9 protein-coding genes and 2 pseudogenes are annotated in these 13,348 nt (G+C 58.7%); 2 read left to right on the top strand and 9 right to left on the bottom strand.

Annotated elements, in window-relative coordinates:
- Nucleotides 1–87: 87 nt before the first annotated feature.
- Nucleotides 88–528 (bottom strand): manganese-binding transcriptional regulator MntR, encoded by a 441-nt coding sequence (gene mntR / locus Q4Q11_RS01605; RefSeq protein WP_162701409.1) that lies wholly within the window; start codon nt 526–528, stop codon nt 88–90.
- A 680-nt stretch (nt 529–1,208) separates the two neighbouring features.
- Between mntR and Q4Q11_RS01600 the strand changes: the two genes are divergently transcribed.
- Nucleotides 1,209–3,140 (top strand): methyl-accepting chemotaxis protein, encoded by a 1,932-nt coding sequence (locus tag Q4Q11_RS01600; RefSeq protein WP_498568362.1) that lies wholly within the window; start codon nt 1,209–1,211, stop codon nt 3,138–3,140.
- A 116-nt stretch (nt 3,141–3,256) separates the two neighbouring features.
- Here Q4Q11_RS01600 and Q4Q11_RS01595 read toward each other — a convergent pair whose 3' ends face one another.
- From Q4Q11_RS01595 to tauA, 6 genes and pseudogenes are all read right to left on the bottom strand, one after another.
- Entirely contained in the window at nt 3,257–4,261 is a 1,005-nt protein-coding gene (locus Q4Q11_RS01595) for an inorganic phosphate transporter (RefSeq protein WP_112510550.1), read from the bottom strand.
- Nucleotides 4,261–4,902, bottom strand: a complete 642-nt coding sequence (locus Q4Q11_RS01590; protein WP_113215094.1) for a DUF47 family protein — start codon at nt 4,900–4,902, stop codon at nt 4,261–4,263. Before Q4Q11_RS01590 ends, Q4Q11_RS01595 begins: the two co-directional genes overlap by 1 nt.
- A 173-nt stretch (nt 4,903–5,075) precedes the next feature.
- Nucleotides 5,076–6,145 (bottom strand): annotated as a pseudogene (locus tag Q4Q11_RS01585) (LLM class flavin-dependent oxidoreductase).
- Nucleotides 6,146–6,230: 85 nt separating this feature from the next.
- Complete coding sequence (locus Q4Q11_RS01580; protein WP_498568361.1) at nt 6,231–7,085, bottom strand: ABC transporter permease subunit; 855 nt, start codon at nt 7,083–7,085, stop codon at nt 6,231–6,233.
- Nucleotides 7,082–7,868, bottom strand: a pseudogene (locus Q4Q11_RS01575) (taurine ABC transporter ATP-binding protein). Before Q4Q11_RS01575 ends, Q4Q11_RS01580 begins: the two are co-directional and overlap by 4 nt.
- 55 nt (nt 7,869–7,923) lie before the next feature.
- Entirely contained in the window at nt 7,924–8,937 is a 1,014-nt protein-coding gene (tauA, locus tag Q4Q11_RS01570; RefSeq protein ID WP_498568360.1) for a taurine ABC transporter substrate-binding protein, read from the bottom strand.
- Between the two features lie 1,025 nt (nt 8,938–9,962).
- Between tauA and Q4Q11_RS01565 the strand changes: the two genes are divergently transcribed.
- Nucleotides 9,963–10,658, top strand: a complete 696-nt coding sequence (locus Q4Q11_RS01565; RefSeq protein WP_498568381.1) for a VIT1/CCC1 transporter family protein — start codon at nt 9,963–9,965, stop codon at nt 10,656–10,658.
- Nucleotides 10,659–10,667: 9 nt separating this feature from the next.
- Here Q4Q11_RS01565 and Q4Q11_RS01560 read toward each other — a convergent pair whose 3' ends face one another.
- Together Q4Q11_RS01560 and Q4Q11_RS01555 are read right to left on the bottom strand one after the other, a co-directional pair.
- A complete protein-coding gene (locus Q4Q11_RS01560; protein WP_498568359.1) occupies nt 10,668–12,230 on the bottom strand; it encodes an ArnT family glycosyltransferase in 1,563 nt (520 codons plus the stop codon).
- A complete protein-coding gene (locus Q4Q11_RS01555; RefSeq protein WP_498568358.1) occupies nt 12,154–13,317 on the bottom strand; it encodes a glycosyltransferase family 2 protein in 1,164 nt (387 codons plus the stop codon). The genes Q4Q11_RS01560 and Q4Q11_RS01555 overlap by 77 nt, the downstream gene beginning before the upstream one ends.
- Nucleotides 13,318–13,348: the final 31 nt, after the last annotated feature.

Genomic DNA, 13,348 nt, shown 5'->3' with positions numbered 1-13,348 from the left:
TTATCTTCAATCCATTCTTGTTGAAACTGTGCCCAAACCGGCTGTTCGGTCCCATCGGCCGCCAGAATTGGGCGATGCATGCAGCCATCACGTCTTCAAAAAGCGCTCCAACGCTTCGAGCGTCTTTTCGCTGACATGATGTTCGATGCCTTCGGCATCATTCCTTGCCGTATCGGGATCGACGCCGAGGCGGCAAAGGACGGCCTCCACGATTTCGTGGCGCCGGCGCGTGGCTATTGCCAGGCGATGCCCTTCCTCGGTCAGGAAGACGCCGCGGTAAGGCCGCTGGGTGATCAGGTTTTCTTCAGCCAGGCGCTTCAGCATCTTGGCGACCGTCGGCTGTGTTACCCCTAGCCTCTGCGCGATGTCGGTCTGGCGCGCTTCGCCGGCATGCTCTATCAAATCCGCAATGAGTTCGACGTAATCCTCCATCAGTTCCGTGCGCCGATCGTCGCGGCTTTTCTGGAAGGCTTCGGCGTGCGTCTCAATTTCCGTCGAGGAAAGTCGGCTCTCCGGAGTGGCGGGCATTTTCGTCAAGGCGTCTCACCCTCGCAGGATTAAGATTGATGTAATGACGTTTAGCCTCGACTATAAATAATTCAACTCCGTTATGAAACTCTGCACGTCTTTAAGGGTCAGCCATTGCCCCGTCCCGGGATGGCAATGCCGAACGTCTGCAGCAATATGGCATTGGCAGAGATGACGGTCGTGGTGATATCCGTCAGCAGGCCGTTGGCGAAACTGCCCATAAGCCGGTCTGCATGGCTGCGGTTATGGTGAGGTTCGCTGTTCCAATTCGGCCGGTTTGACGATGCTGGGTGGGATCGAAATGCCGGCAGCGCGACCTTGATTATTCGGTAGTATCGCTGCATTTTTCTAGCTATTGGTGTTTTATTCTTGGTTTTTTCGGCTTGTGCTTCTGGTTCTTTGGTTGAAATTGCCGCCTATCGGCACAACTGTTACGTAACATATATTGAGATAATCTAAAATTTTCATTTAGTATTACAATTAGATTTGCACAATACTTGATATTATTAATAAATTTGTCAGGCCGTTGTGCTGCAATAGTGTTGCAGCGCCATTGGCGGTGAGCAGGACGCTCTTGATCTGCGATGCTCCCACTCCCCCCGAAGCAGGCAGTCGCCGGTTTGGTCGAATTTAGCGGCCCGTCAGCGGTTGTCAGCTCTTTGCGAAGAGCAATCCACGCCATGTCATTTCTTCAGAACGCCAGAATCAGAACCAAGGTGCTTTCCATCATAATTCCGATCTGCTTGATCGGGATTGCAGGTGTCCTGGTCGTATCGAGCCAGTACAAAAACACCGCTGCCACCTATTCGAATTTCATTGCGAAAGACGAGACGGCGGCGTTGGAGATGTCCAGAGCCAGCCAGCGCCTGACCGCGATGAGCTACAACGCCTATCAGATGCTGGTCTACAGCACGAAGGACCCGCAAATGGCGACCTTCTCGAAGCAATATGAGGAAAACAAGAAAGTTCTCTTCGAACGCTTTGCATCGATCAGGCAGTTGGTTCCGGCTGAAGCAGTGGCAATCGACAGACTGACGGCAAAAGCTAACGACATTATTGTTCTTACAGACCCTGCCGTGAAAGCCGGATCGGTGGATGACAACGATACCGCCACCAAGCTGTTGAAGCAGGCCGATCCGCTGATCAGCGATGAAGTTGTGGCTGTTCGCGGCTGGCTCGATGCGCTGAACAAGCGTATCGGCGCCCAGAGCGACATGCTGGACGAGCATGCGAGCAGCACGATCATGGACGCCTTGATCATGCTTGGCGTTCTTTTTGCCGCTGCGATCGTGATGGCCCTTGTTGTCTCCGCGCGTGGGATTACCACTCCCATCGAGCGCCTGCGGGCTCGCATGGTATCGCTGGCAGGAGGAAATACCGACGAGGCCGTTGCCGGCATCGCGCGCAAGGACGAAGTCGGTCAGATGGCGGCGGCCGTCTCCGTCTTCCGCGACAGTGCGATCGAACGCGTGCGCCTCGAGCGGGAGGCCGACGCCAATCGCAGCCTCTCCGAAAAGGAAAGGCTTGAACGCGAAGCGCAGAAAGCCAAGGATGCGGCCGACACGCAATTTGCAGTCGATGGTCTGGCAAGCGGTCTGGCCGAGCTTTCGAACGGCAACCTGGTCTATCGCATCGAACAGCCCTTTGTCGCCCATCTCGATCGGCTGAGGGCGGATTTCAACGCCTCGATGGCCAGGCTCGAAGAGGCGTTGCGCTCGGTTGGCCAGGGCGGTCAGGCCATTGCCGCCGGCGCCAACCAGATCCGTTCTGCCGCCGATGATCTCTCAAAGCGCACCGAGCAGCAGGCGGCCTCGATCGAGGAGACGGCGGCCGCACTTGAGGAGATCACCACGACCGTCAAGGATTCCACCCGGCGGGCGGAAGAAGCAAGCTCGCTGGTGGGACGTGCCCGCATCGGCGCGGAGAAATCTGGCGAGGTCATGCAGGAGGCGGTTGCTGCGATGGAGGCGATCTCGAAATCATCGGGCGAAATTTCCAACATTATCGGCGTTATCGATGACATAGCCTTCCAGACGAACCTGCTTGCACTCAATGCCGGGGTGGAAGCAGCCCGTGCGGGAGAGGCCGGCAAGGGCTTTGCCGTCGTCGCACAGGAAGTGCGGGAATTGGCCCAGCGATCCGCGACGGCCGCCAAGGAGATCAAGGCACTGATTTCGACGTCGGGCCAGCAGGTGGCAAGCGGCGTCAATCTCGTCACGAAAACCGGGCAGTCGCTGCAGCAGATCGTCACAGAGGTGGAGGAGATCGACCGCAACGTGCGGGCGATCGTCGAGGCGGCCCGCGAACAGGCGACCGGCCTGCAGGAAATCAACACGGCCGTCAACAGCATCGATCAGGGAACGCAGCAGAATGCGGCCATGGTCGAGGAATCGACCGCCGCCAGCTACAGCCTTGCCAAGGAAGTAACGGCGCTGAACGACCTTCTCGGACAGTTCAACCTGCAAAACGGCCGCAGCCCTGCGCGACCGGCTGCGATAACGGAACGGTCGAGCCCCGCCGCATCGCCGGCGCGCTCGCTCCGGGCAAAAATTGCCGGCGCCTTCGGCGGCTCGGGCAGTGCCGCGGCGGCTGCATCCTGGGAAGAGTTTTGATCGCCCGGAGCCCGGCCAGCCACTGAAGGATCGGCAGGTCTCGAAATAAAGGATCGCTGTCACCTTGGCTGCGATCCTGTCGTTTCTATCAGGCAGAGAGGAAACAGCTCAGCCGTTCATTTGAAAAGCTGGATGCCCCAGTAGCCAAGCGCCGAAATTGCCGCGGCGGCAGGCAGCGTAATGACCCAGGCGATCACGATATTGCCGGCAATGCCCCAGCGCACTGCCGAGACCCTGCGGGCCGCGCCGACGCCGATGATGGCTCCCGTGATCGTGTGCGTTGTGGAAACCGGTATGCCGAGCCAGGTGGCGGCAAAGAGCGTCAAGGCGCCGCCCGTCTCCGCGCAGAAACCCTGCGTCGGGTTGAGGCGCGTAATTTTCGAGCCCATCGTGTGCACGATACGCCATCCGCCGAGCAAGGTGCCCAGCGCCATGGCCGCCTGGCACGACAGAACTACCCACAAGGGAACGTGGAACGTGCCGCCGCCATAGCCTTGAGAGTAAAGAAGTATGGCGATAATCCCCATGGTCTTCTGCGCATCGTTGCCGCCGTGCCCGAGAGAATAGAGCGAGGCCGAGAAGAACTGCATGATGCGGAAGGTGCTATCGACGGCGAACGGCGTTTGCCGGACGAAAAGCCATGTGACGGCAAGCACCAGAAAAAGGGCGAGCAAGAACCCGGCCAGCGGCGACATCACGATCGCGCCCGCCGTCTTGAGGACGCCAAGCCAGACGATCGAGCTGACACCGACCTTGGCAAGGCCGGCGCCGATCAGCCCGCCGACGAGCGCATGCGACGAACTCGACGGGATGCCGAAGATCCAGGTAACGATGTTCCAGACGATTGCCCCCATCAACGCCGAGAAAATGACGGATGCATCGACGATCTTCGGATCGATGATGCCGGTTCCGAGCGTCTCCGCAACGTGCAATCCGAAAAACAGGAAGGCGATGAAATTGAAAAAGGCCGCCCAGAGAACCGCATATTGCGGCCTGAGAACACGGGTCGAGACGATGGTCGCGATGGAGTTCGCGGCATCATGGAGCCCGTTCAGAAAGTCGAAGAACAGAGCCGTGACGATGATTGCCACCAGCAGCGGAAAGGCAAGCGAGGCCTCCATCAGACACTCTCGATCACGATACCGTTGATCTCATTGGCGACGTCTTCGAAACGATCGACCACCTTTTCCAGTTCGCCGTATATCTCGCTGCCGATGATATACGCCATGGCGTTGGAGGCGCCGTGATTGCGGAAGAGATCCTTCAAGCCGGCGTCGTGCAGCTCGTCGGCATGGCCTTCGACCTTGACGATCTCTTCGGTGATATTGGCAAGCCGGGCGGCATTGGCTCCCATGCGATCCAACAGCGGCACCGCCTCGGCGACAAGATACGCCGCCTTGACGATCACTTCGCCCATCTGCTGCATGCGCGGATCGAAGCTCTTCTGTTCGAACAGACGTATGGTCTTGACCGTCTTGTGCATCATGTCAATGGCATCATCCATCGACATGATCAGATCCTTGATATCGCCGCGATCGAAGGGAGTGATGAAGCTCTTTCGAACCGCGATCAGCACGTCGCGCGTGATATCGTCGGCCTGATTTTCGAGCTCGATGATCCGGCGGCACTTTCCCTCGATATCCCTGCCGGAAAGCAGCTCGTTCAGCGCCTCGGCAGCGCCGACGATCGTGCGCGAGTGCTGCGCGAAAAGATCAAAGAAACGATCCTCGCGCGGCATGAGTTTGCGAAACCAGCCCAGCATCAAAGCTCCATGCGTCCATTGTCACGAAATTGTCATAATTGACAGGACGCAGCTTGGGAAGGCTGGGAACAATGATGTTTTCAGGATAGCTTATGTTTTTTGTGGACGCAGCGTCGGCCACCGCCAAACGCATGCGCCGGTTCTCCACGGGCGAACGACGATCAAATGAACACTTACTCGCGCAGAAGCGGCAGCAGTTGGTCGCCTTGTCGCCTGATTTCCGAAAGATAGGGCGTGTCCGAAAGGACGAAATGCGTGATGCCGAGATCGCGGTATTTGCGAAGCGAGCGGGCGACGTCCTCGGCCGAGCCGACCAGCCAGGTGGTGCCGGCGCCGCCACCACCGAATTTGCCGGGCGCGGTATAGAGATTGTCATCGAGCACGTCGCCACGCGCAGCGAGACCGAACAGCCGCTTCTGGCCTACTGCAATCGATTGCCGGTGATCGTTCCAGCCGACGCCCTTATTCTCAGCCATCTCCGCAACTTTCGCCTCGGCATCGGTCCAAGCCTGCTCCGTCGTGCCGCGCACCAGCGTCGTTATGCGCAGCCCGAATTCCAGCGGCGGCAGATCGCGATCAAGATCTCTGCTGAGTGCCTTGAGCCGGCTGATCCGCTCGGCGATGTCGGCAAGCGGCTCCCCCAGAAAAGCTGCACATCGGCTTCTGTGGCGGAAACACGCTCTGCCGCGTCCGAAGCGCCGCCGAAATAAAGCTTGGGATGCAGACGTTTGCCGCGAGGCTCGATGCGCGGCGCAGCCGTGGAGTCGCTGACGCGAAAATGCTCTCCCTCATAGGTGACGTTCTCTTCGGTCCAGAGCTTGCGGGTGAGCCGCATGAATTCCTTGGTGCGGTCATAGCGGTGTGCTTGATCCCCCTCGCTATCGCCATAGGCGGCAAGATTGTCCTTGCCGGAAACGATGTTGATGCGCGCGCGGCCGCCGCTCAAGCGATCCAACGTGGCGGCGGCAGAAGCAAAATGTGCCGGCCGCCAATAGCCGGGGCGGATTGCAATGAGCGGTTCGAAGGTGGCGGTGCGTGCGGTAAGTGCCGCCGCGAGGGTGAAGGTGTCGGGGCGGCCCCAGCCCGTGCCGATCAATGCGCCTTTCCATCCGTGATCTTCGAGTGCCTTAGCATGGCTCGTCAGGGTCTCCAGGCTGTTGTGATTTTCGACTGCGGAATCGCCGCGATGGCCCGGTTTGACGTCATTGGGGATGTACCAAAGATATTCGCAATTGCTGCTCATGCCTGCGCTCGCAAATCTTTCCGGATCGAATGACGGATTTCGTGGTGAAAACGCTGTAAGCGATCTCCGCTCCCCGCCTCGGCAGCTAAAGCTTGCCCTTCCAGGGAACGAGGATGGTTTCGAGGATGCGGATGGCGGCCGAAAAGGCGAAGGCGCAGACCGCGATGATGCCGATGCCGACGAAGACGACATCGGTGGCAAGGAACTGCGATGCCGACATGATCATGAAGCCGATGCCGCGTGTCGAGGCGATGAGTTCGGCTGCCACCAGCGTTCCCCAGCCGACGCCGAATGCGATCCGGATGCCGGTCAGGATTTCCGGCAGCGCCGAGGCCAGGACGACGCTGAAGAAAAGCTGTAGCAGGTTCGCCCCCAGCGAACGCGCGGCATTGACCCGCTCCAGCGGCAGCGAGCGGACGCCAGCCTGAGCGGACAGGCAGATCGGCGCGAACATGGCGAGCACGAGGAGTGTGATCTTCGAGGTCTCGCCGATGCCAAGCCATATGATCATCAGCGGCAGATAGGAAAGGGGCGGCAGCGGCCAATAGAATTCGATCGGCGTATCCAAGATACCCTTTGCCCAGCGGTTGAGACCCATCAGCAGCCCGACGGGAATGCCGATGCCGATCGCGACGGCTGCGGCGACGACAATGCGAAACAGGCTCGCCAATATGTGCTCCGAAAGCGAGGCGCCGGCATAGCCGTCGCGGTAAACGACGCCGATCTGCGTCAAGACCTCGTCCGGGCGAGGCAGGAAGAGGTGCGACACCAGGCCGAACTTGGCGACAAGCCACCACAAGATCAGAGAGGCGACTGCGGTGGCGATGCTGATGGCGATCGTGGGTTTTTCGCCGGCACCGAAAGCGGGAATGCGGACCAGTGTCGGTTGCGCTTCCTCTTGTGGGGCGGCGATCGGGCGCGTTTCGATCATGTCGCTCATGCCGCGCTCCTGATGCTATCGGCGCTATGGAGGATGGCGCGGATTTCTTGCCGGAGGCTGCTGAACTCGGGAGATGAGAGGATCGCTCTCGTATCGCCGCCGGCGGCAAAGCGATGCACGAAATCAAGTTCGAAACGCGCAACGACACGTCCCGGCCTCGGCGACATAACCAGAACCTCCGTTCCGAGGAAAAGCGCCTCCTCGATCGAATGGGTGATAAAGAAGATGCGCTTGTTGGTCCTGGTCCAGATCGAAACCAGCAGCTCCTGCATCTGTTCGCGCGTCAGGCTGTCGAGTGCGCCGAATGGCTCGTCCATCAGCAATATGTCCGGGTCGGTGGCGAGCGCCCGGGCAATGCCGACGCTGGCGCATGCCGCCCGACAATTCATAAGGTTGGGCATTGGCAAAATCGGTGAGACCCACGAGCCGCAAAAGCTCGGATGCGCGCTCCCGGCGCTCCCGCTTGCCCAGTCCCGCAAACTGCAGGCCAAGCGCCACATTGTCGATGACGGATTTCCATGGCAGCAGCGCATCCTTCTGGAAGACGACACCGCGATCGGCTCCGGGGCCGGATACCGGCCTGCCGTCGAGCGTGATCCTTCCCTTTGAAAGCGGCAGGAAACCGGCGATCGCATTGAGCAAGGTGGATTTGCCGCAGCCGGACGCGCCGAGCGCCACGACGATGCCGCGCTCGGGAATATCGAAGGAAACGCGGTCGAGCGCGTGAACGGTTCTGCCGTCACGCGCCGCAAAGAAAACGCTGGCATGGTCGACTTGAAGCATGAGGCCCTCGAGAAATGCGACACCGACGCGACGAACGCGCCGGTGTCAGGGAGGATCAGTTGCTGGCGCTGATAACAGCGTCAGCCGTGACGAATGCGCTGTAATTCGGCAGGACTTCGGAGACTTTTCCCTGGCTCTTCAGAAATGCCGCGGTGTCCTTCAGGATCTTGGCGGCGCCGGATTGGTCCCCACCGCCGAGCCACGCCGCCGACGCCTGCACATCGGGCGTCAGCAGCGTCAGATTCTTGAGCGCCGCGGCCTGCTGGTCCGCCGTGCCGCCGAGGAGTTTTGCGAGCGCCTTTGCATTGTCGCTCTGCGGCCCCCAGGCGGCTTTGTCGGCTGCGAAAGAGGCATAATATCTGTTGATCACCGAGGCATAGGCCTTCAGGAATTGCGGATTGTCTGCCGCGAATTTCGAGGTTGCTACCCAGGCGGAAAACGTCGGAGCGCCCTTGTCTGCGACGTCCTTGGATGTCACCAGCACTTTACCGTTCTTCTTCAGTTCGGTGAGTGCCGGGTCCCAGACGAAGCCTCCGTCAATATCGCCGCGATTGTAGCTTGCAACGATCTCCGGCTGCGGAACGGCGAAGACCTGTACGTCCTTTTCCGTGAGGCCAAGGGATTTGATGAGGGCGAGCAGCTGGTAGTGATCGGTAGAAACGGGTGCTGCCGCGAGCTTCTTGCCCTTCAGATCGGCAAGCGTGTTGATGCCGGAGCCATTGCGCACCACCAGAGCTTCATCGACGCCCGAAATCGACGATAGGTAGAACGCCTTCACCTCTAGCCCGCGCGAGGCGGCAGCGGCGAATGGGCTTGAGCCGACATAGCCGATCTGGACATCGCCGGACGCGATGGCGGCAAAGATTTCCGCGCCGGAGTTGAATTTGCGGAAGTCGATCTCATAACCCGTCTCCTTGGCGAAATCGCCATTGGCAATGGCGACGGAGGAAGGCAGGGCGTCCGTCTGATAGGCGACGACGACCTTCTTGCCGGCCGCGGCGGCAACGGTTGCCAACGAGATGCTGGCAAGGCCGAAGGCAGCTGCAGCGATCAATGTCTTGAATTTCATATTTGTCCCCTTGGCCGATCCCGGCGTTTCCTTGAGCGCGATGAACAAAGCCTAGCCAAAAAGGGTAGAGGATCGACAGAAATAACAAACTATTTTTATAGACTATAGGGGGAATTGTTTGCCGGAATTCACGAAAACCGCAGCAGCTGTTTGATCGATCGGGATGCGGGACCGGAGGCTCAACCCGATTGGCAAGCACGAGAGGGTGTTTCGTCGCTGCAGTCGGATGACTGGCTTACACTGCCCTGCCATGGCATTGGGATGCCCAGGCAGGGCAGCGATTGCCGTCCAAACGGGGGGCGAGGCGGCAATCTGGTGTGTGAACGGGAGATAGCAGCAGCTATCACGTTGTTGGAGAACCGACCAACGGCGTCTCTGCTGCGGTAAATTCTTTCAAATTAGCATTCAGTGGCCGTCGGCATCGCCGTCCGTATCTCCGCGCAACGCTAACGCTGCAATGGCGGATGGAACGTTGGCCGCAGAGGACGAGCCGACCGTTGGAGCAGAGGTCTTGGCTGAATCGGACCCTGCCGTCGCGGGTGCGGGGAGTTTTGAGGGAATTAACGTAGCCGCTGTCGTGGCAACGGAAGTTATGGAAGTCATTGAAAAAGTCCTTCGTCAGCGAAGCTTTCGCGTCATGCGTCAAGCGCGGCCGGTTTTCGCAGATGGTTCATCCATCCGAGGTTCGAATCGAGGAGATGTTTTTCGATCGCAAGCCGAAACTGGCATTCGATTCTTACAAGGGACTTACAAGATCGCGTCGGCATTCACGTTTTCAAAGCCGAGTGCAAAGTTCTTTCAGCAGCTGGCGGATGAGTAAAAAAGGAGCAGACAACTCGATTTGGAAGAAAGTGATTGTCCCTGTGAGAGACAACCAGGAACGCGCGTGTCCCCGGCCGCAGCGAGACGAACAAAGCGTGGCTCCGACTACGCACAAAATTCCGAAGTTCGCTTTGACACAAGGCCGCCAGAAGGGTTTGGTAGTAGCCGATCAGGATTGCCCTTCCTCTCCCAAAGGACATCGAATGGACAGTGCTCAAACGGAACGACACTTTATCGACCGCGTCGGATGGCTTCGCGCTGCTGTCCTTGGGGCCAATGACGGGATAATATCCACCGCCAGTTTGATGGTGGGGGTCGCATCAGCCGCGACCTCGTCGAGTGCCGTTCTCGTAACGGGGGTCGCCGGCCTTGTCGCCGGTGCGATGTCGATGGCTGCCGGAGAATATGTCTCCGTAAGCTCTCAGGCCGATACGGAACGCGCCGATCTGGCGCGGGAAAGAAGCGAGCTTGCGACAAACCGGAATGGGGAGGTGCAGGAGCTGGCCGCGATATATGTAGAGCGCGGCGTCGATCCGGTTTTGTCTATCAAGGTTGCCGAGCAGCTTATGGCGAAGGATGCGCTTGCCGCCCATGCTCGTGACGAGCTGGGAATTTCCCATACAGTTTCAGCCAATCCGATCCAGGCTGCGATGACCTCGGCAGCAACTTTTTCGTCGGGCGCGATTCTGCCTGTTTTGGCCGCTCTGATTGCACCGAAGAATATTCTGGTCCCTGTCGTGTTCGGTGTGTCGCTCTTCGTTTTGGCCCTGCTTGGAGCAATTGGCGCCAGGGCCGGTGGGGCTTCGGTATTAAAACCCACGCTTCGCGTCGCTTTCTGGGGCGCGATCGCAATGGCCGTGACGGCTGGTGTTGGCGCATTAATCGGCACTTCGGTGTGACCGAGGCAACTACAGTTTCAAAGGGCAGCCGCCCGACAGGAAATTCTCCGGTGCGCCTTGGACCTTGACGACAGTGTAGCTCTGGATGACGCGGTTTCCAGCCTGACGCGACACGTTGCCGAGCGTTGAAAATGCGCGGAAACAGCTTGAATAGCGCTCGACCCGACCTTCGTTTGTCGGCATCACGAGAAGCGCTGGTTTGTCAACCAGTCTCGGATCGGGAGTTTCGAAAGTGAAACGCTGTCTGTCGACGATCTGCAAAACAGGGGTTTTGTTACCAAGCTCAAAGGCCAATTCCCCCGTTAACCCGTAGTCGGTCGTAGCGACCCAATCCGCGCCGGAGTTCTCGCGCATCGTCTCCAGTTGCTCGGAAAGCTCACGCCAGCCCAAAAGCGTGTCCGCCGGACTATGCAACGGGAATTTTTCACCCCATGGCGTCGCAAAGTAGAAAAGCAGGGCACAGGAGAGCCCGATGCCAACTGGCGTCACCCAGTATGACAGTCGCCTCAAGTGCCTGCGATCGCGGAGCCGAACGCCTGCGCTCGCGGCCATGATTGCTATGGCAGGATACGCTGGCGCCGGCCAATTTGCATGAACGCGATCGTGCAGCGCGTGGAAGATCATATAAACGATGAGTGGTCCGTTGAGCAGGATCAGAAAGGCAAGGGACTGTGATGGTTTCGAATTCGGAGCGCGCAACCATCTGTAAATTGCCAGCGTCGCAAAAATCGCGATCAACGGGTTGAGAAGGCCGAACTGACCGGCGGCAAACTCGCCAAAATAGGAGAGACCGGGATGTCGATCTGCCAGGCGGCCGAACTGCTTGGCAAACGAGATCCAGTCGTGATCAGCATTCCACAGCAGGACGGGACTGAACGCCAGGAATGCCGTGACGCCTCCTGCAATGGTCCAGCGGCTGAAGCGCCATGGGCGTGCCTTGGGATCCAAGACTAACCAGAGCAAAATTCCAGGACCCATGAAGAGATTGGTATATTTTGCAACGCAGCCCAAACCTGCCAATAATCCGATCAGGAGCCAAAGCCGCGCATCGCCGCTGTTGCGCAGCCGTGCCAGAGACCAGAGCGTCAAGGCCCAAAACATCGTTGACGGGGCATCCGGCGTTGCGAACAAGGCCGCGAGACCCATCAGGAGCATGGCGTTTAGCCAGATGGCTGCAAGGCTGGCGATCTTCGCATCGTCAAACAGTTCGCTCGCCGTTGCATAAACGGCGATTGAGGTCACGAGGAGCGAAACGATCGCAAGGGCGCGAACCCCAAACAGAGTATCGCCGAACAGGTGGGTCGAGATCCATATCCACCAGGCGATCATCGGCGGATGATCGTAGTAGCCGGCCGACGGCACGCGCGACCAAAGCCAATAATAGGCTTCGTCCGGAACGAGATCGAAACGTGCCATCGCCCAGAATCTGAAAATAGTCAGGGCGCCGACAATGAATATCGTTTTCAGCAGGGTCCCTAGTTCTCGAGATAACTTGCTATCTCGCCCGCCAGGTAATTGCTGAACTTGTGATGTAGTTCCATACGGCACCGATGACGGCTCCTGCGATACCATCCAGCCACCAGCGTGGCTCTTGATTATAGATGAGCGTCGATAGACCGACGCCGGCGAATACCCCGAAGCTGCAAAGCAGCGAGAACAGCACAAGGCCCGTGATGAAGCGCCATCCGTGCCGCCGCCGGTCCCTGTAAGTCAGGGCATTGTTGAGCGTATAATTGGACAGGATGGCACTCATCATCGCGAACGTCTGGGCTAGAGGAAAGGCAAGGCCATCCAAGAGAAGAAACCGCAGCATACTGAGATGCACGAGCAAGCCGATTGATCCGACTGCGCAAAACATCAGGAAGCGTGGAGTGACGAGACCTCCAGTCAATTTTGCGATGATCAATCCGAAATATTCGGTGACGATCGTCGCATCAAGTTTGCTTTCCCCATGCAGACGCGGGCGGAAATCATAGGGTATCTCCGCGACAGCAAGCGGCTGCGACGACGAGGTCAGGATATCCAACAGGATTTTGAATCCCTGCAGTGAGAGTCTCGGTGCAGCGGCTTCGACTATCCTGCGCCTGACCATGAAGAAGCCGCTCATCGGATCGCTGGTCTGTGTCGGCAGCAGTTTTTGCGCTAGTTGCGTCGCAAACCTGCTGCCGGCTTGCCGCAACCTCGTCAGGCCATCGACATGTTGCGTTTGGCTGTATCTGGTCGCGACGATCAGGTCCGCAGAGAGAGAATCCATCATCCGAAGCATTTCTGGCAAACAGGTTTCGTCGTGTTGAAGGTCTGCGTCCATCACGGCGACGATCGGTGCCGAGCTGGAGAGAATTCCCTCAATGCATGCGCCAGCCAGCCCACGCCGGTTGATACGCCTGATCCCCCGCACGCGACGGTCGCGCAGGGATACTGTGCGGATCATCTCGATGGTTTGATCGCGAGAGTCGTCATCGACGAAGATGGCTTCCCATTCGATGCCGGCGAGTGTCTGATGAAGGCGGTTCACCAACGGGATGATATTGTCGATCTCGTTGAATGTCGGGATGACGATCGACAGCGAAGGTGCCAGCGGTTCGCCCCGGATGCCGCCGCATGCCTCGGGATATGGATCCTTGGCGGATAGGGTTATTTCCGAACTGGCAGCATTCATTTGTCCCGACCACCGCTCATTTGGGGGAAAG

The sequence above is a fragment of the Rhizobium sp. UFLA01-1127 genome (assembly GCF_059803845.1).
Note: the sequence above shows the minus strand (reverse complement) of the source record. Positions and strands in the feature narration are given on the sequence as shown.